At 48.5% G+C, this 19,209-nt stretch carries 15 protein-coding genes, 1 tRNA gene and 2 rRNA genes; 3 read left to right on the forward strand and 15 right to left on the reverse strand.

Annotated features, from left to right (window positions below):
• Positions 1-123: 123 nt before the first annotated feature.
• Positions 124-199: transfer RNA gene (locus tag KCG55_RS01300), tRNA-Arg, on the forward strand.
• A 91-nt stretch (positions 200-290) separates the two neighbouring features.
• Here the strand turns inward: KCG55_RS01300 and KCG55_RS01305 are convergent.
• Together KCG55_RS01305 and KCG55_RS01310 are read right to left on the reverse strand one after the other, a co-directional pair.
• Positions 291-1,484: an aromatic amino acid transaminase gene (locus KCG55_RS01305; protein ID WP_254323163.1), complete on the reverse strand. Its 1,194-nt coding sequence runs from the start codon at positions 1,482-1,484 to the stop codon at positions 291-293.
• 109 nt (positions 1,485-1,593) lie between these two features.
• Entirely contained in the window at positions 1,594-2,367 is a 774-nt protein-coding gene (locus KCG55_RS01310; RefSeq protein WP_254323164.1) for a FadR/GntR family transcriptional regulator, read from the reverse strand.
• Positions 2,368-2,794: 427 nt separating this feature from the next.
• Between KCG55_RS01310 and KCG55_RS01315 the strand changes: the two genes are divergently transcribed.
• Entirely contained in the window at positions 2,795-4,771 is a 1,977-nt protein-coding gene (locus tag KCG55_RS01315) for a TonB-dependent copper receptor (RefSeq protein WP_254323165.1), read from the forward strand.
• 141 nt (positions 4,772-4,912) lie between these two features.
• On the opposite strand, the gene KCG55_RS01320 is transcribed toward KCG55_RS01315, so the two are convergent.
• The 4 genes from KCG55_RS01320 to KCG55_RS01335 form a co-directional block, all read right to left on the reverse strand.
• On the reverse strand, positions 4,913-6,250 hold the full coding sequence (locus tag KCG55_RS01320) for a sodium-dependent transporter (protein WP_254323166.1): 1,338 nt from the start codon (positions 6,248-6,250) through the stop codon (positions 4,913-4,915).
• Positions 6,251-6,517: 267 nt separating this feature from the next.
• Positions 6,518-7,423 carry a metal ABC transporter solute-binding protein, Zn/Mn family gene (locus KCG55_RS01325; protein WP_049336292.1) on the reverse strand — a complete coding sequence of 302 codons (906 nt, stop codon included), beginning with the start codon at positions 7,421-7,423 and terminating at the stop codon, positions 6,518-6,520.
• A 79-nt stretch (positions 7,424-7,502) separates the two neighbouring features.
• Positions 7,503-8,378: a metal ABC transporter permease gene (locus KCG55_RS01330; RefSeq protein ID WP_003747573.1), complete on the reverse strand. Its 876-nt coding sequence runs from the start codon at positions 8,376-8,378 to the stop codon at positions 7,503-7,505.
• Between the two features lie 76 nt (positions 8,379-8,454).
• Positions 8,455-9,180 carry a metal ABC transporter ATP-binding protein gene (locus tag KCG55_RS01335; RefSeq protein WP_254323611.1) on the reverse strand — a complete coding sequence of 242 codons (726 nt, stop codon included), beginning with the start codon at positions 9,178-9,180 and terminating at the stop codon, positions 8,455-8,457.
• Between the two features lie 270 nt (positions 9,181-9,450).
• Here KCG55_RS01335 and KCG55_RS01340 point away from each other — a divergent pair, with 270 nt between their 5' ends.
• Positions 9,451-9,747 carry a DUF2288 domain-containing protein gene (locus KCG55_RS01340; protein WP_049323125.1) on the forward strand — a complete coding sequence of 99 codons (297 nt, stop codon included), beginning with the start codon at positions 9,451-9,453 and terminating at the stop codon, positions 9,745-9,747.
• A gap of 67 nt (positions 9,748-9,814) precedes the next feature.
• Here KCG55_RS01340 and apaG read toward each other — a convergent pair whose 3' ends face one another.
• The 9 genes from apaG to KCG55_RS01385 all read right to left on the reverse strand — a co-directional run bounded on the left by apaG (position 9,815) and on the right by KCG55_RS01385 (position 18,996).
• Positions 9,815-10,183, reverse strand: coding sequence for a Co2+/Mg2+ efflux protein ApaG (gene apaG, locus KCG55_RS01345; RefSeq protein ID WP_003682575.1), 369 nt, complete (start codon positions 10,181-10,183; stop codon positions 9,815-9,817).
• Between the two features lie 96 nt (positions 10,184-10,279).
• Positions 10,280-10,768 carry a phosphatidylglycerophosphatase A family protein gene (locus tag KCG55_RS01350; protein ID WP_254323167.1) on the reverse strand — a complete coding sequence of 163 codons (489 nt, stop codon included), beginning with the start codon at positions 10,766-10,768 and terminating at the stop codon, positions 10,280-10,282.
• Entirely contained in the window at positions 10,761-11,717 is a 957-nt protein-coding gene (gene thiL, locus KCG55_RS01355) for a thiamine-phosphate kinase (protein WP_254323168.1), read from the reverse strand. The genes KCG55_RS01350 and thiL overlap by 8 nt, the downstream gene beginning before the upstream one ends.
• 187 nt (positions 11,718-11,904) lie before the next feature.
• A complete protein-coding gene (locus KCG55_RS01360; protein WP_003682583.1) occupies positions 11,905-12,624 on the reverse strand; it encodes an SDR family oxidoreductase in 720 nt (239 codons plus the stop codon).
• Positions 12,625-12,719: 95 nt separating this feature from the next.
• Entirely contained in the window at positions 12,720-14,027 is a 1,308-nt protein-coding gene (hpnE, locus tag KCG55_RS01365) for a hydroxysqualene dehydroxylase HpnE (protein WP_254323169.1), read from the reverse strand.
• On the reverse strand, positions 14,024-14,872 hold the full coding sequence (gene hpnD / locus KCG55_RS01370; protein WP_254323170.1) for a presqualene diphosphate synthase HpnD: 849 nt from the start codon (positions 14,870-14,872) through the stop codon (positions 14,024-14,026). The genes hpnE and hpnD overlap by 4 nt, the downstream gene beginning before the upstream one ends.
• A 432-nt stretch (positions 14,873-15,304) precedes the next feature.
• Positions 15,305-15,592: a ComEA family DNA-binding protein gene (locus tag KCG55_RS01375; RefSeq protein ID WP_254322411.1), complete on the reverse strand. Its 288-nt coding sequence runs from the start codon at positions 15,590-15,592 to the stop codon at positions 15,305-15,307.
• 307 nt (positions 15,593-15,899) lie between these two features.
• Positions 15,900-16,013 (reverse strand): 5S ribosomal RNA (rrf, locus tag KCG55_RS01380).
• 95 nt (positions 16,014-16,108) lie between these two features.
• Positions 16,109-18,996 (reverse strand): 23S ribosomal RNA (locus KCG55_RS01385).
• Between the last annotated feature and the right edge of the window lie 213 nt (positions 18,997-19,209).

A 19,209-nucleotide genomic window follows, 5' to 3' on the forward strand; every position in this document is an offset into this window, starting at 1 on the left:
ATAAGCCTTTGTAGTTAATTGATTATTCCAGCCATACAAAAAAGTGACCGCCAATGCCACTTTCAGACACTTTCAAGATAAACTTTGCCAATAAAGCCAATATGCGTTAACCTTACGGCTTCCGCACCCATAGCTCAGTTGGAAGAGTGTCAGTTTCCGAAGCTGGAGGTCACAGGTTCGATCCCTGTTGGGTGCGCCAATTATAAAGAGGCCGTCTGAAAGATGAAAATTTTTCAGACGGCCTTTTGATTTACTTCAAATAAAACTACATTCAATTTCAGATTGAACGGCTATTGCAACACTTTGGCGAATGCCTCGGCCACATAATCGATATTCGATGCATTCAAACCGGCCACACACATCCTGCCCGAATCCAGCAGATAAACGGCAAACTCGTCACGCAGGCGGTGTACCTGCTCTACGGTCAGGCCTGTATAGCTGAACATACCGCGCTGTTTGATGAAATAGCTGAAATCGCGATTGGGGATTTTTGCCGTCAAAACATCATAAAGTTTCTGACGCATGGCACGGATGCGGTCGCGCATGGCGTAAACCTCATTTTCCCACAAAGCGCGTAGCTCATCGCTGTTCATCACATCAGAAGCGATGTATGCACCATGCGCGGCAGGGCTGGAATAAATACGGCGGACGGTAAATTTCAACTGTCCGAACACCAGCTCTGCTTCTTCCTTATTGGGACACACTACGCTCAAACCGCCGACGCGCTCGCCGTACAGCGACAGATTTTTCGAGAAAGAGTTGCTGACAAACAAAGGCAGACCCATTTCGACGGCTTTACGGATTGCATACGCATCGCTGTCCAAATCCTCGCCGAAACCTTGATAGGCAATATCCATAAACGGAATCAGCTTGTGCGTTTTGATGATGTCCAACACCTCATCCCATTGCGCTTGCGACATATCTACGCCGGTCGGGTTTTGGCAACATGGATGCAAAATCAAGACGCTGTTTTCCGGCAATGTTTTGAAAAACGCTGTCATTTCTTCAAATTTCACGCCGACGGTTTCAGGGTTGTAATAAGGGTACGTCCCCACTTCAAAACCGGCGCCTTCAAAAATGCCTTTATGGTTGTCCCAAGTCGGATCGCTGACATAGGCTTTTGCATCAGGGAACCACCGGTGCAAAAAGTCGGCACCGACTTTCAACGCCCCCGAGCCGCCTAAAGTCTGTACGGTCGCAACGCGCCCTTCTGCCAATGCCGGATTATCCTTGCCAAACAACAAACGCTGAACCGCGCTTCGATAAGTGTCCAAACCTTCCATCGGCAGATAAGGCGATGGTCGCGGTACGGCCGCACGCTCTGCTTCTGCACGGCGGACAGATTCCAAAACCGGCATTTTGCCTTCGTCATCAAAATAAATGCCTATGCTCAAATTGACTTTTTCAGGACGCTCGTCGCGTTTGAAGGTTTCAACCAAACTCAAAATCGGATCGCCCGGATAATACTCGACATGACGGTACATGGTGCTTCCTTTGTTTTCAGACAGAATGATGAAGATTGTGGCACTAAAAGGCCTTGTTTGCAAAATCAGGCCGTCTGAAAAATTCAGACGGCCTGATTATTTTTAAACGCTACCAATCTACCCGTTTCAAATCATTTTGCGCCAATACATCCGCATGCTCGCTGCGGCTTTGATATTCCCTGTCCTGCAAAATGCGGCGCGCGACATAATTCAAATGTAGCTTGGCCGCTTCAGCAGCCTCCGCCGGTTTGGCCTGGGCAACGGCTTCAAAAATAGCGCGGTGCTGGGCAATCAATGTCGGGCGCGGGTCTTCGGTTTGATGTATATAGATAATGCCGCTGCGTGTTTGCTGATAAAGCATTTTGAGCAGGCTGCTGGAAAGGTGACTGAATAGGATATTGTGTGCGGCATCGGCAATGGCTTGATGAAAGCTGACGTCTGCTTCGGCCTGATGCTCCAAATTTCCGCTTTCACAGGCCGTCTCAAACTTCTGCCGCCAAAAGTCAATGCGTTTCAAATCGGCGTCAGTCCGTCTTTCGGCAGCCAGCGCCGCCATACAGCCTTCAACATGACAGCTGAAATCGAATACGTCTGTTTCCCAATTGGTATGTTTGCCGAGTAACTCCTGCCAGCTTTGTAAAAAATCCTGTTGCGGCTTGACGGAAACATAATAGCCATCGCCCTGCCGTGCTTCCAAAACCTGCTTGGCAATCAAGATATTCAATGCCACCCTGACCGACGGACGCGATACGCCGAATTCTTCCGCAAGCGTACGTTCGGGAGGCAATTTACTGCCTTCTTCATAAATGCCGGTAGCGATACGTTCTTCCAAAACGGCTAAAACCTGATCGCTGATTTTCTGCGGACGAACCAATTTCGTCATGTTGTATTCCTGATGATTGAAGGACAGTTTTATTCAGACGGCCATAAATTGGATTGACCAATTGGCCGCCCATTCTAATCAATCCCCTATTTTTTCGTCAAGAAATGTTATCAAATCGCAACATCAATAGAAAATCATAAGCAAATGACGCTTTCTATACCAAATATCTTCTTGCTTTCAGTTAAATAATTAAATTAATGAAATTCCAAATAATCAAGTTTAAACCCATATTGGTATTTTCATTAACTGCTTAAGAAGAATCAAATTTTACCATCACTGGTATAACCAAATCACGAACCAGCAAAACATGCAAATAAAATGATAAATATTGATATAAGTTAAAAACAGTATGTTTTAATTTTATTAAACTTTATATATACTACTTAAGTATTACTCGACATGACACTTAATAATAGAGAGAAACCACATGAAATACCCACCATTACTTATCTTGCCTATCGTCTTAGCCGTATCCCAAGCATGGGCAGACACTGACCCTGTACCTGAAGAAACAGTTACCCTTTCCCCTGTCACCGTCACCGGCACACAACAAGAAAAAGCCAACCGCGTTACTTTCAACCCCAAAGCTGCTTTGCAACCCCTCCCTGCCGGTGACGGGGCAGACCTTTTGCAATCCGTGCCTAATATGAGCATCATCCGCAAAGGCGGCAGCTCGGGCGATCCGCTGTTCCGTGGCTTGGGCGGCTCGCGCTTGTCCGTTAACGCCGACGACCAGTTTATTTATGGCGGTTGCGGTATGCGCATGGACCCGCCGACTGCCTATATCCACCCAAATTCATTTGATCAAGTCGTGGTCACCAAAGGCCCGCAAACCGTTACCCAAGGTATGGGCTTAGTCAGCGGCTCGGTACAATTTATCCGTAAAGATCCTGATTTCGCTGAGAAACCTTACAACATTAACGCCACCCTGACAGCAGGCAGCAACGACCGCCTTGACGGCTCGCTGGAAGCCGAGTTCGGCGGCAAATACGGCTACGTCCGTACCAATATCTCCCATAACGAAGCCGACGACTACAAAGACGGCGACGGCAACCGCGTCCACTCCAATTTCAAACGCGACAGCCAAATGCTGCAACTGGGTGTTACCCCGACAGAAAACACCACCATTGCCGGCACATACGAGCGCAGCAGAGCCAAGGTTGCCTACGCCGACCGCATGATGGACGGTAGCAAATTCGACCGTGATGCGTGGAATATCCGTTTCACCCAACGCAACCTCACACCATGGTTCAGCGAATTGGAACTGCGCTACGGTAAAAGCGAAATCGACCACGTGATGGACACATACAGCCTGCGTACCATCTACAATCCTGCCGGCAAGCAGATTAAAAATGCCAACAACCCTAAACGCAATACCGATACAGGCCGTCTGAAAGCCACTTTCGACTGGGACAAGCTCAACCTGCAAACCGGTTTGGACTATCTGGACGACGTCCACGTCGCACGCATGGAGCGCGGCGGCGACGGCTACAGCCACAAGCCTTACATGCCCAACCAAAGTTTCAAACAATGGGGTATTTTCACCGAAGCCTCTTGGCAGCAAACCGACAATCAACGCTGGGTAGCAGGTTTGCGCCATGACCAAGTCAAAGCGCATTACGATACCGCGCGCGTGACCGACCCCGTTTTGAAACATCAAAAATTCAATTTGAACTCAGGCTTCCTGCGTTGGGAAAGAAATACGGACAACGGCCTGAAATACTATGCCGGCTTCGGTATTGCCGAACGCGCACCTGACTATTGGGAACGCCTGCGCTCTGAAAACAAAGCCATCCGCGCAGAGCAAAACCGCCAAATCGATGCAGGTGTAATTTGGAAACGTCCTAATCTCCACGCTTCTGTATCCGTATTCGGCAGCGACATCAAAGACTTCATCATGATGGAGCGCCAAGGCATGAATTTCGGCGTGCGCAACATCAACGCTTCACGCTTTGGCGGCGAAGCCGAAGTCAAATGGACATTTGCGCCTAACTGGGAAGTCGGCACCAGCCTCGCCTACACCCACGGCAAAAACCGTACCGACGGCAAACCTTTGGCACAAACGCCGCCGCTCGAGTGGAACAACACCCTCGCCTTTGACAACGGCAAATTCAGTGCGGGCGCATTATGGCGCGTCGTAGCCAAACAAAACCGTTACAGCAAAGGTCAAGGCAATATCGTCGGCCAAGACATCGGCGCTTCTTCGGGCTTTGGCGTACTCTCGCTCAACGCCGGTTGGAAATTCAGCAAATACGCCACATTACAAGGCGGCGTGGACAACGTGTTCAACAAAACCTATGCTGAATTCGTCAGCCGTGGTGGCGACCCGTCTGCCGGTACTCAAACCATGCGTGTGAACGAACCCGGCCGTACTGCATGGCTGAGACTGCAAGCGAAGTTCTAATCAGCCTCGCGTGTATATAAAAAGGCCGTCTGAAAACCGATTTATATCGGCTTTCAGACGGCCTTGATATTTTTTAATGATATTTTTAAACAAACAGTCCAACGAAGCAATACAACGCCGGACTGTTTGTTCACTATCGGATTAAATCAAACCCAAAGAGTTGATGAACACCACAATAATCGCAATCGGCGCAAGATAGCGAAGCGTACCCAACCACAGGTAAAGCAGCTGTTTCGGAATGGTGCTGCCCATGCCCGCATCACGCAGGACAGACTGTTTGTCCTGAACCCATGATGTAAACACGGCAACGCTCAATGCGCCAATCGGCATGATGACGGCAGAAATAATAAAATCCCACAAGTCAAAAATGGTTTTGCCGAAAATTTTAAACTCGCTCCATACGCCGAAAGACAGCGCCGAAGGGATACCGACTATGAAAATCGCAATGCCGGTTACCCAAGCGTGGCTGCTGCGTTTTTTCTCGTCTTGGCGGATGGTTGCTGCGATGACGGTTTCCAGCATGGAAAACGCGGAAGTCAGTGTCGCAAAGACAACCAACAGCATGAACACGGCAAACAAATATGTACCCATCGGCATTTTCATGAATACCGCAGGCAACACAACAAAAATCAAACCAGGGCCTTGACCGGGTTCAAAACCAAAGGCAAATACCGCAGGGAAAATCACCAAACCGGCCAGCAGGGAAACAAACAGGTTCATCCACATAATCATATGGCCGGAGCGGAACATATCCTGATCCTTACCCAAATACGAGGCATAGGTAATCATCGCAGACACGCCGATACTCAATGCAAAAAATGCCTGACCCAAAGCAGTCAGCATCGTACCCGGTTTCAAATACGACCAATCCGGTTTCAACAAGAATGCCACGCCCTCCATTGCACCGGGCAAAGTCAGCGAACGGATAGCCAGCGCGATAAAGAGGATAAACAAACCCGGCATCAAGATGCGGTTTGCCTTTTCAATGCCGTCTGAAACGCCGCCTTTAACCACCCAAATGGTAATCAGCATGAACAAGCCTTGGTAAAACAGCGAGCCAAACGGTGAAGAAATCGTATTTTCAAACAGTGCCTTAAAGTCTGCGCCAACGTGAATTTCGCCGGTAAAACTGTGTACGACGTAGTTCAATACCCAGCCGCCGACCACGCTATAAAACGACAGCAAGATAAAACAAGCGGCCACGCCCATGCGGCCGACCCACGGCCACTGCGAACCGGGGCGCAATGCTTTGAAAGAATCAATGGCATTTTTACCGCCCGTACGGCCGATGTAAAACTCGGCCAATTGAACCGGCAAAGCCACCAAAATGGTGAAAATCAAAAACAAAAGAAAGAATACGGCGCCGCCATTTGTACCGGCTGTATAAGGGAATTTCCAAATTGCACCCAAACCGATGGCCGAGCCTGCCGCAGCAAGCACAAAGCCGATTTTGGATGACCAAGATGAATGGTTGCTCATGATGTAATATTAAGAAACGTGAAGATGCCGAATTGTAACAGGGTGAAGTCAAGCCGTGAGTGGCTGACGGACAGCCGATAAGCAATTCGCACGGATGGTGCGTACTTACCAGGCAAATTAGCACGAATTTTTGATAATTAAACTTTTAATAGCATAAAAATGATTTTTATATTTTAAATTTGACGGTTTATTTTAAAAATAATCATATAAAAGGCCGTCTGAAACCTTGTTTTTAAGGTTTCAGACGGCCTTTATCCTTAAGCCGCTTTATTTTTTCATGGCATCGGTCAAAACTTTGACATTGTAGCGGTACATGCCGATGTAGCTGTTGGCCGGTGCGCCACCCAATGCATCAGAATACAAACGTCCGCTGACATTGACGCCGGTTTCTTTGGCAATACGGTCAATCATGCGCGTGTCTTTGATGTTTTCAGTAAAGACGGCTTTAATACCCTCGCGTTTGATTTGGCGGATGATGGAAGCCACTTGTTTGGCAGACGGCTCGGCCTCACTGCTCACGCCTTGAGGGGCGATAAATTCAATATTGTAGCGTTTACCCATGTAAGAGAACGCATCGTGTCCAGTCAAAACTTTACGCTTGGCGGCAGGTACGGCATTAAAGGCAGCCTGCGCATCGCTGTGCAGTTTTTTCAGCTGCATTTGATAGTTGCCCAAACGTTGCTGATAATAGGTTTTGCCTTCAGGGTCGGCTTGAATCAAAGCATTGGCAACGTTTTGCGCGTAAGTACCCATCAGGACGGGGTCGGTCCAAACATGCGGGTCAAATTCGCCGTGATCGTGATGATGGCCTTCATGATCGTGGTCATGATGATGGCCGCCCTCTTCTGCTTTCAAAGCCTGAATACCTTTGGTCGCTTCGGCGAAAGGCACTTTGCTTTGTTTGACTGCGCGTTGTACATCGGCGGCTTCCAAGCCCAAGCCGTTGAGCAATACCAATTTTGCGCTGCGGATTTTTTTGATGTCGCCACTGGTCATGTGGTAGGCATGGCTGTCTTGGTTGGCACCTACCAAGCTTTGAACGGCCACACGGTCGCCGCCAATCTGTTTGGCCACGTCGCCCAAAATGCTGAAGCTGGTCACAACAGGCAACGGAGCGGCATAAGCTGCACCGGTCAATAATGCGGCAACGATGCCGAGTTTCCAATGTTTCATATTCTCTCCAGTGATATAACGTAACATTAACATCATCATAAAACAGACCGCCTGATTATTCAAGCGGCCGTCTGAAAAATCATGCCGTACGGTGTTTTTTACGGCGCAACCATTTTGCCAAAATGCCGCCTTCCCAACCGAACACGACGGAAATCAGGTAAAGCGTGCCGCAGCATAAAATAATCGCAGGGCCGGACGGAATTTCGATATGGTAGGAAAACAACAGTCCTGCCAAGCCGCAAAGCAAAGCCAATGCGACAGACAAAATCATCAGCCAACCCATGCTTTTCGCCCACAGTCTGGCGGTAATCGCCGGCAACATCATCAAGCCAACCGACATCAGCGTACCCAATGCCTGAAAACCGGCAACCAGATTCATCACGACCAGCACCAAAAACAACACATGCCAAAAGCCGCCCTTACCGCCGACAGCCTTGAGGAACAAAGGATCTATGCTCTCCAACACCAGCGGGCGGAACATGACCGCCATCAGCAAAATAGTAACACTCGCGGAAACGGCAATCAGCTGCAAAGCCGGAATGTCCACCGCCAACACCGAGCCAAACAGCAAATGCAGCAAATCGACGCTGCTGCCGTTTTTGCTGACCAAAACCACGCCGATGGCAAGGCTGCTCAAATAAAATGCGGCAAAGTTCGCGTCTTCTTTCAATGAAGTAAACCGGCTGACCAAACCGGCTAACAAAGCCATCAGCAAACCGGCCGCAAAACCGCCGACACTCATCGCAGGCAAACTCAAGCCGGCAAACATATAGCCAATGGCCGCACCGGGCAAAACCGCATGGCTCAAGGCGTCGCCCACCAAACTCATGCGGCGCATCACCAAAAACACACCGACAGGCGCCGCGCTCAATGCCAGGCAGAAAATCGATGCCAAGGCATAGCGCATAAAGTCAAATTCGACGAACGGCGCGACGACCAAATCATATAAATCCATGTTTTATCGCTTTTTTATTAATCTCTGAAAGCCTTAGGCCGTCTGAAAAACACTTATTTTCAGACGGCCTTGTCCATTAAACCGAGCACCAATCGGCCGCTTCCTGTTTCTGCATCATTCGGTTTGCCTGCGCCAAAAATTCATCGGTTAACACATTTTCAGTCGCACCGGCAGTCACTTTTTCACGCGCTAAAAGCAGTGTGTTGGCAAAATATGCCCTCACCTGCTCGTAATCATGCAACACGGCAATCACTGCCTGACCGTCCTGATGGCATTGGCGCAAAACTTCCAACAGCGCATAAGTCGTCCGCGCATCCACCGCGTTAAACGGTTCGTCCAGCAGCAAAAATTTGGCATCCTGCACCAGCATCCGCGCAAACAATACGCGTTGAAACTGGCCATTGGACAAGTGCGCAATTTGGCGCGTGGCAAAATCTTGCATTTCTACGCGTTCCAACGCCGCCATTACGCGCTTTTTCTGCGCCGCGTTCACGCGTCCAAAAAATCCGATTTCATACCACAGCCCCATCGCCGCCAGTTCAAACACCGTCATCGGCTGGCTGCGGTCAATATCCGACTGCTGAGGCAGATAGGCAATATCCTTGCGCGCCATATTTTCATAGCGCACGCTGCCCGTGTCCGTCTTCTGCAAGCCCATAATGGCTTTGAGCAAAGTTGATTTGCCCGCGCCGTTAGGCCCGAAAATCGTCCACATCTTGCCATCTTCAAACACCATATCGACATGATGCACCACCGGCCTGCGCTGATAGCTGACCGTCAGATTTTCCACCACGATACTCATGGCGATACCGCCCAAAAATATACAGCCCACAACGCCGCCAATGCGACAAGCGCAATCAGCAGCCTTTGCAGCAATCCGGTCAACAATACAGAATTCATAAGCCTAAAACCGCCCTTGCCCGAATACGGACAACAGGCCGTCTGAAAGAAAATTAAAACATTAAAATGATACTGTATAACGTTAACCCTGTAAATTTCTTTCGTTTTCAGACGGCATCGGGCAGAAGGCCGAATATCGGTTACAATCCGTTTTTTATTTGATGATTGTCCTATGTCTATTCCACTCTTAAACGAAAAACTCAATACCGAAACCGCCCGCATTTCATGGGAAGAGCTGCAACCCCACTTCGCACGCGGTGCCGCCGTCTATGTTGCGCCTGATTTGGATTTGATTGCCGTCGCCCGCCATGTTGCCGAAGATGAAGCCGCGCCATTGAAACAATGGATGGAACAAGGCAAATTCGGTGCTGTCAGCGATGATATGGCACGCACATTTTTAGCGGATAAGCAGGAAATGTGGGCGGTTGTCGTGGCGCCGTGGGTATTGGTACAGCCTTGCAAAGACTGATAAGGCCGTCTGAAAAATAAAAAACCGGAACATTTCGCATGTTCCGGTTTTTTATTTTTCAGACGGCCTATTGCAAAGTAAAGCCTGCTTTGAATTCAAGCTTCGGCACCCCGATAACGAAACGTTTGCCGATGCTGTCTTCAAATTCATACGCGCCTTCGATGCTGCCCCAAGGCGTGCTGATTTGCGAACCACTGTTGTACTCATAGGCTTCGCCCGGGTACAAAACAGGTTGCTCTTCAATCAGGCCGGCATGACCGACCTGCTCTGTCTCACCGTGTCCGTCGGTGATTTCCCAAAAACGCTGACGCAAAGTAATGATTTCATCACTGCGGTTGCAGATGGTAATCAGATAATTGAAGGCGTAGCGGTCGCGATAGACGTCGCTCTGACCGGCCATATAACGCGGCTCCACGTTAATCTCGATTTCATTCATAATTATTTACCCCGTATGGTATTTATTTTATTTCAATCCGGATAATTCCGGCGTGTCCGCCCTATTTTTGCAAAGGGTCGAAACACTTAAAATGCATCACGCTATCCAATAAAACAGGCCCAAGACCATCAAGGTCATCACAGCCGCAATCAAATCATCAAGCATAATGCCTAAACCTCCATGAATCCGCCGGTCAAACCATTTGATCGGCCATGGTTTCAACGCATCAAACAAGCGGAAAATAATAAAAGCCGTCAGCCACCAGCTCCATTTAAACGGAATCAGCGACAGCACCAACAGCATCGCGACAATTTCATCCCAGACGATACCGCCGTAATCCTGAATGCCCAGTTCCCTCTCGGTATAACCACAAATACGGATACCCCAGAAAAACAAGGCGATACACAATAAAAGCAATATCCAGCCGTCTATGCCCAACAGGCACAATACAAAAGCCAGAGGTAATGCTGCCAGCGTCCCTGCCGTACCCGGCGCAACCGGCGACAAGCCGCTGCCGAAACCGAATCCTAAAAAACACAATGGTTTGTGCAACAGCCAAGAAAAAGTAGGTTTACGTTCAGCCAAAATGATCAAATCCTAAAGAAGTCAGTTCCAATACGCCGCCTTCGGCATCCAAAATATTCAGACGGCCTGAGTCAGTAATTTTACCAATTCGGGCGACCGGTACGCCACTTTGTTCCGCTGCCTGACAAACGCGTTCTCTATCTTCTGGAGCGGCAGTAAAAATCAGTTCGTAATCATCGCCGCCGGCCAATACCGCCGACAACCATTGTTCGTGCGACAAAACGTTTTTCAATTCAGGCAACGACGGCACACAATCGGCAAATATTTCCGCCCCGACAGCAGAGGCTTTCAAAATATGCCCCACATCTTGAGCCAGGCCGTCTGAAACATCTTGCGCGGCATGGGCAAACGGCAACAATGCCTGCCCCAATGAAACGCGCGGTTCCGGACGGAGCAATTTATCATCGCAAACCGCCATGATTTCAGACGGCAATTGATAACGCCCCAGATGTTTGTTCAAAGCAGCAGCAGCCAAACCCAACCGACCCGATACCCAAATATCGTCGCCGACTTCGGTTGCATCCCGCCGCAAGGCACGCCCTGTCGGAACTTCACCTACTATCGTTACATTAAAGACCAAATCGCCTTTGGTGGTATCGCCACCAATCAATACCGTATCAAAACGCGCGGCCAAAGCAAAAAAGCTATCGCAAAAGCGTTTGAGCCAGTCTTGATTCAATTCAGGCAAGGCAGCACTGAGCAACACCCAACGCGGCTTGGCGCCCATAGCGGCCATATCGGATAAATTTACTGCAAGCATTTTCCATGCCAAATCTTCGGGCGAAACATCTTCAAAAAAATGTCTGCCTTTGACCAACATATCAGCGCTAAAACATAAATCAAATCCGTTACTTGGGCGAATAATAGCGGCATCGTCCCCTATGCCCAAAATCAGACCTTCCGATTTTTGTCGCTGCAAATATTGTCTGATAAAGTCAAATTCCGTCATATTTATCCAATATAACTATAACTTAGATTACTATATCTAAGTTTGTGCCAGCCTAATGTTTGCCTGCTAACACGTCAAACATCAAACTTCCATATTATTCAGATATAAAACTCAATAAGTTAAAGGCCGTCTGAAAATACAGATTTCAGACGGCCTCATGTTTTCAAACCACTCTGAGCAGGTATATTTACAGATAGACGATTTCGCCTGTCCGCCCCCTGCTCTCTTGGCTTGCCCACCAAATAAATTGTGGCAGGACATCTTCGTAGTTTTTACGTTCACTTTTCGATTCGCCCGGATGCGATTTAATACGTTGTGGCGAATTGATGGCACCCGGCACCAAAACATTGGCACGCAGGTTGTCAAAACGTTCCCACTCATCCGCGGCCACTTTACACAAATAATTGAGCGCGGCTTTGGAAGCACCGAAACCGCCCCAATAGGCTTGCGGTTTCTCGCCGTGGCTTTCGCCGACAAAAATCACAGAAGCGTCTTCGGATTGCTTCAACAATGGGAACAGCGCACGGGTCAAGCCCATAGGCGCAACGGTATTGATGCGGTATTGGTTGACCCATTCCGATACGGTTTGGAAGTCCAATGGCGACAAGGCATAAAAATAGCTGGCGCAATGCACCACGCCATCCAATTTTCCTCCTGTGGCTTCATCAATAGTTTCCGCGAATTGCTTAAACTCTTTCTCCTCTGCGCTCATCAAATCAAAGCAGATGGCAAACGGCTCAGGGCTGCCCGCAGCCACAATGGCATCATATACTTTTTCCAAACGCTTTTGATGACGCGCCACCAAAATGACAGTCGCTCCGGCAGCCGCATAGGCTTTGGCAACCTGCTCGCCCAAGCCTTGGGATGCGCCGGTAATCAAGATGGTTTTGTTCGCTAATGTCGTCATGACTGTTCCTTGAACTTTATGGTTTCAGATATTGTATCGGCTTGGTAAGTTTTGTAAAGTCAAAAAGGCCGTCTGAACATTCAGACGGCCTCAGTTTATTCAACCCGTAAATCCAGCATCAGCTTTTCAGCCGCGGCAAAGCCTGACTGAACTGCAGCTTCCAATGTTGCCGGATAGCGCGGATGGAGATAGTCGCCGGCCGGATAAATACGGCGATGGTGCAGCCATGAGAAATCAGGTTGTACAAAATCAACCGTTGCCGCCGTAGTCGCGCGTTTTTCCGTAATAATGCGTACGGCTTCAGGCTTGCCCAAATCCGGACAAACCCGCTTAATGTCCGCATGAATTTTTTCGGCTAAATCTTTATCCTTCCAAGCTTCGGTGTAATCGGAAACGCTGATGACAACCGCAACTTCATTATCCGGCAAACCCAACGCCCCCCGATGCAGTACCCATTGCGCCGTACCATCAGAAAACCCGGTTAAAGGTGCAGGCAGTTTGACTGCTTGAGCATAACGCAAATAAACCGTAGTAATCGCATGATAGTACAACGATTGATAGGCCGTCTGAATATAGTCAGGCGTATCTTTAGGCAGAAGTGCGTCAACATGATATGGCGCAACAGCCAAAATCACCGCATCAAATATTTCACCATTGATTTCAATTCGGCCATCAATATGATGGTTTAAATGGGAAACACGAGTTTCAAGATGTATCTTTGCACCATGCTTGTGCAGAAAATCCAAAGCCGGTTCGGCTACGATCCGCCCCAAATCCTGCTTAGGCAAAAGATAATCGCTGTTCGCCTTTTCAGACCATACGCCATCATTCAATACATTACATAAAATGCGCAACGATGCCTGTTCTAACGGCGTATTTAAAGCACCCCAAACCAAAGGTTGCCAAAATTGGCCAAGCAGGCTGCGGGGAACATTTCGTGTTCTCAACCACTTCGCAACCGTCAAATCGGTTTTATGATGAGCTGCCCAACGTTGCAAAGCCGACATATCCGACAGCAATTTGATTTTCAATGAAAAAGAAAGATTTTTCGCACGTAGGATGCCGACAAGCAAATGCCAAGGTGCAGGCAGAGAGGCCGTCTGAAACTGCAATCCTTCATGGATGTACCATTGCAAAGGCTGGCGTAAAAAGACTGATTCAGGTTGAATGCCAATATGTTGCATTAAAGTTTGAACACCATGATACGCACCCAACAAGATATGCTGCCCATTATCCAAAAAGCTGAATCCATCATCTTTCTCAGCCAAGGCACGCGCCCTACCGCCAGCCTGTCTCCCGGCCTCAAACAAAGAAATATCAGCTAGATGAATCAGGGAAACCGCCGCAGACAAACCTGCCCAACCGGCTCCAATCACAGCAATTTTTGGACGCTTAGTATTCATGGTTTAAATCCAAACAGCCAAGTTTTCAAAGCAATACGTTTTTTACGGGGAGAAGGAATCGCAATTTTATAAGTCAAAACATTTTGCGCACCATCACGGTCGATTTCATTCAACAACGCATAATAAATAGCCGCCATAATCAGGCCGACTTTTTGCGATTTCTTATCCTCAGCCGGCAAAAGCAACATCGCTTCACGATAAGTTTCACGCGCCCTATTCACTTGAAATTGCATTAATTTTGCAAAATTATCTGTCGGTTTGCACTGCATAATTACGTTGGCAGGCACGTCAAACTTCTGCATTTCCTCTATCGGCAGATAAATTCTTCCCTGTCGCGCATCTTCGCCCACATCGCGAATAATGTTTGTCAACTGCAAAGCCAAGCCCATTTTGTCCGCATATTCCAAAGTTTGGAGATTTGAAAAACCTAAAATCCGCGCAATAAGACGCCCTACTACCCCTGCAACACGGTGGCAATACAGCTTTAATTCATCAAAACTACCATAACGAGCCTGCTCCAAATCCATCTGCATGCCATCAATCAAAGCTTCAAATTCATTCTTCGGCAAGTCAAAATTTGCCCGAATATCTTTTAAAGCCTGATGAACGGGATGCTCAGGCATCTCATTGTTAAAGACTTTCTCCAAATCAATGCGCCACCAATTCAACGTTATCTGAGCTACATTTGGATCGGTACAGCCATCAACCACATCATCTAGTTCGCGACAAAAAGCATATAAAACAGTGATCGCATTTCGTTTTTCTACCGATAAAAAACGAAAGCCGGATAAAAAACTGGAATGGCTTTCTGCAGCCTTTTGATGACAATAATCCAAAGCAAGCACTGTGTATCCTAAAAATATCGTTATAAATAATTAGCAGGGATTTTATCTGTATTTAAAAAAGTACGCCAATATCAAAAATTCATCTTACAATAAGGCCGTCTGAAAGCTGATGTTAAGTATCTTTCAGACGGCCTAATATCCTACGTCGCCACTATCGAAACCACCAGCATCACCACCAGCAGCTGTATCAAAGAGTAGCCCCTCTGCACAGTTGTCCCATTCCGTTTTCCGTCAAATACCTTTAAGTACATATCTTTAATTCCCTTTATCTTTTTATCCCCATCCGACAGGATGGCTATCCGTTTGTCCCTTTTCACCCAATGGCCCCCATTGGTCCAAGCTCTCATTGCCGGCCCCATACAAAGCCGCCCGTCAGCCCGAACCGGCAAACGGTTCGGCATCAGGGCGGCGTACGGCAGTTAACCGTCAGGCTTATTTTTTCACGGCAGGCTGTGCGGTCTTAGGCGCGGCAGAAGAAACCGTCGCCTCCGCCTTCAACTTGTTCAGCACCGCATCACCGATGCCCTTCACGTTTTTCAGCTCCTCCACCGATTTGAACGCACCGTTCTTCTGACGGTATTCCACAATCGATTTCGCCTTAGCCGGGCCGATACCCGGCAAGGCCTCCAGTTCGGCAGAAGACGCGGTATTGATGTTCACGGCAGCCAAAGAGAACGCTGCACAGACGGCGGCAAATGCACCAAATAAAAATTTCTTCATCAGATTTTTTCCCATAACATATTTGATTGAATCAGTCATAAAGTCTACCGAATGGTTTTATCCCACTCTGTAAACACTGCACATACGCAGATAGGGCAACAGCCTATACCCGCATAAATGCTTACGACATATTAACGCAAATATCGTTTGATTTCAAATATTCTAAACAGTTAACCGTAACTTTCGGTACTTTTGTTCAAGAATAACAACAGGGCAATCATACAATACCTGTTACCCATCACCAAACCGACAGAAACGACAGGCATGTAAAAAGCCCCCGACATTAGTCGGGGGCTTCAGAATGGGTGTTTGGCGGTGACCTACTTTCACATGGAAGAACCACACTATCATCGGCGCTGAGTCGTTTCACGGTCCTGTTCGGGATGGGAAGGCGTGGGACCAACTCGCTATGGCCGCCAAACTTAAACTGTTACAAATCGGTAAAGCCTTAATCAATTATTTGGTGATGACTGAATCAGTCAGTAAGCTTTTATCTTTTGAAGTTCTTCAAATGATAGAGTCAAGCCTCACGAGCAATTAGTATGGGTTAGCTTCACGCGTTACCGCGCTTCCACACCCCACCTATCAACGTCCTGGTCTCGAACGACTCTTTAGTGTGGTTAAACCACAAGGGAAGTCTCATCTTCAGGCGAGTTTCGCGCTTAGATGCTTTCAGCGCTTATCTCTTCCGAACTTAGCTACCCGGCTATGCAACTGGCGTTACAACCGGTACACCAGAGGTTCGTCCACTCCGGTCCTCTCGTACTAGGAGCAGCCCCCGTCAAACTTCCAACGCCCACTGCAGATAGGGACCAAACTGTCTCACGACGTTTTAAACCCAGCTCACGTACCACTTTAAATGGCGAACAGCCATACCCTTGGGACCGACTACAGCCCCAGGATGTGATGAGCCGACATCGAGGTGCCAAACTCCGCCGTCGATATGAACTCTTGGGCGGAATCAGCCTGTTATCCCCGGAGTACCTTTTATCCGTTGAGCGATGGCCCTTCCATACAGAACCACCGGATCACTATGTCCTGCTTTCGCACCTGCTCGACTTGTCGGTCTCGCAGTTAAGCTACCTTTTGCCATTGCACTATCAGTCCGATTTCCGACCGGACCTAGGTAACCTTCGAACTCCTCCGTTACTCTTTGGGAGGAGACCGCCCCAGTCAAACTGCCTACCATGCACGGTCCCCGACCCGGATTACGGGTCTGGGTTAGAACCTCAAAGACACCAGGGTGGTATTTCAAGGACGGCTCCACAGAGACTGGCGTCTCTGCTTCAAAGCCTCCCACCTATCCTACACAAGTGACTTCAAAGTCCAATGCAAAGCTACAGTAAAGGTTCACGGGGTCTTTCCGTCTAGCAGCGGGTAGATTGCATCTTCACAACCACTTCAACTTCGCTGAGTCTCAGGAGGAGACAGTGTGGCCATCGTTACGCCATTCGTGCGGGTCGGAACTTACCCGACAAGGAATTTCGCTACCTTAGGACCGTTATAGTTACGGCCGCCGTTTACTGGGGCTTCGATCCGATGCTTGCACATCTTCAATTAACCTTCCAGCACCGGGCAGGCGTCACACCCTATACGTCCACTTTCGTGTTAGCAGAGTGCTGTGTTTTTAATAAACAGTCGCAGCCACCTATTCTCTGCGACCCTCCGAGGCTTACGGAGCAAGTCCTTAACCTTAGAGGGCATACCTTCTCCCGAAGTTACGGTATCAATTTGCCGAGTTCCTTCTCCTGAGTTCTCTCAAGCGCCTTAGAATTCTCATCCTGCCCACCTGTGTCGGTTTGCGGTACGGTTCGATTCAAACTGAAGCTTAGTGGCTTTTCCTGGAAGCGTGGTATCGGTTACTTCATGTCCGTAGACACTCGTCATCACTTCTCGGTGTTAAGAAGACCCGGATTTGCCTAAGTCTTCCACCTACCGGCTTAAACAAGCTATTCCAACAGCTTGCTAACCTAACCTTCTCCGTCCCCACATCGCATTTGAATCAAGTACAGGAATATTAACCTGTTTCCCATCGACTACGCATTTCTGCCTCGCCTTAGGGGCCGACTCACCCTACGCCGATGAACGTTGCGTAGGAAACCTTGGGCTTTCGGCGAGCGGGCTTTTCACCCGCTTTATCGCTACTCATGTCAACATTCGCACTTCTGATACCTCCAGCACACTTTACAATGCACCTTCATCGGCCTACAGAACGCTCCCCTACCATGCCAGTAAACTGGCATCCGCAGCTTCGGTTATAGATTTGAGCCCCGTTACATCTTCCGCGCAGGACGACTCGACCAGTGAGCTATTACGCTTTCTTTAAATGATGGCTGCTTCTAAGCCAACATCCTGGCTGTCTGGGCCTTCCCACTTCGTTTACCACTTAATCTATCATTTGGGACCTTAGCTGGCGGTCTGGGTTGTTTCCCTCTTGACAACGGACGTTAGCACCCGCTGTCTGTCTCCCGAGGAACCACTTGATGGTATTCTTAGTTTGCCATGGGTTGGTAAGTTGCAATAACCCCCTAGCCATAACAGTGCTTTACCCCCATCAGTGTCTTGCTCGAGGCACTACCTAAATAGTTTTCGGGGAGAACCAGCTATCTCCGAGTTTGTTTAGCCTTTCACCCCTATCCACAGCTCATCCCCGCATTTTGCAACATGCGTGGGTTCGGTCCTCCAGTACCTGTTACGGCACCTTCAACCTGGCCATGGATAGATCACTCGGTTTCGGGTCTACACCCAGCAACTGTTCGCCCTATTAAGACTCGGTTTCCCTACGCCTCCCCTATTCGGTTAAGCTCGCTACTGAATGTAAGTCGTTGACCCATTATACAAAAGGTACGCAGTCACACCACAAGGGTGCTCCCACTGTTTGTATGCATCAGGTTTCAGGTTCTATTTCACTCCCCTCCCGGGGTTCTTTTCGCCTTTCCCTCACGGTACTGGTTCACTATCGGTCGATGATGAGTATTTAGCCTTGGAGGATGGTCCCCCATATTCAGACAGGATTTCACGTGTCCCGCCCTACTTTTCGTACGCTTAGTACCACTATTGAGATTTCGAATACGGGACTATCACCCACTATGGTCAAGCTTCCCAGCTTGTTCTTCTATCTCGACAGTTATCACGTACAGGCTCCTCCGCGTTCGCTCGCCACTACTTGCGGAATCTCGGTTGATTTCTTTTCCTCCGGGTACTTAGATGGTTCAGTTCTCCGGGTTCGCTTCGCTTATCCTATGTATTCAGATAAGGATACCTCCTAAGAGGTGGGTTTCCCCATTCGGACACCGCGGGATCATAGCTTTATTGCCAGCTCCCCCGCGCTTTTCGCAGGCTTACACGTCCTTCGTCGCCTATCATCGCCAAGGCATCCACCTGATGCACTTATTCACTTGACTCTATCATTTCAAGAACCTCTTTGACTTCGTTTGCCTACCCGTTGACTAGGGAAGCAAACTTGAAATTCCTACTTTGATAAAGCTTACTGCTTTGTTGTGTCTTAATCCTGCCTTTTGTGTTTCAGGATTAAGTCGATACAATCATCACCCAAATACTGTGTTTGTTTTCTTTTCTCTTGTGAGAGATTTTTTATCCTTTGCAAAGAACAAAAA

This window comes from Neisseria subflava (genome assembly GCF_024205745.1).
Lineage (GTDB): Bacteria > Pseudomonadota > Gammaproteobacteria > Burkholderiales > Neisseriaceae > Neisseria > Neisseria flavescens_B.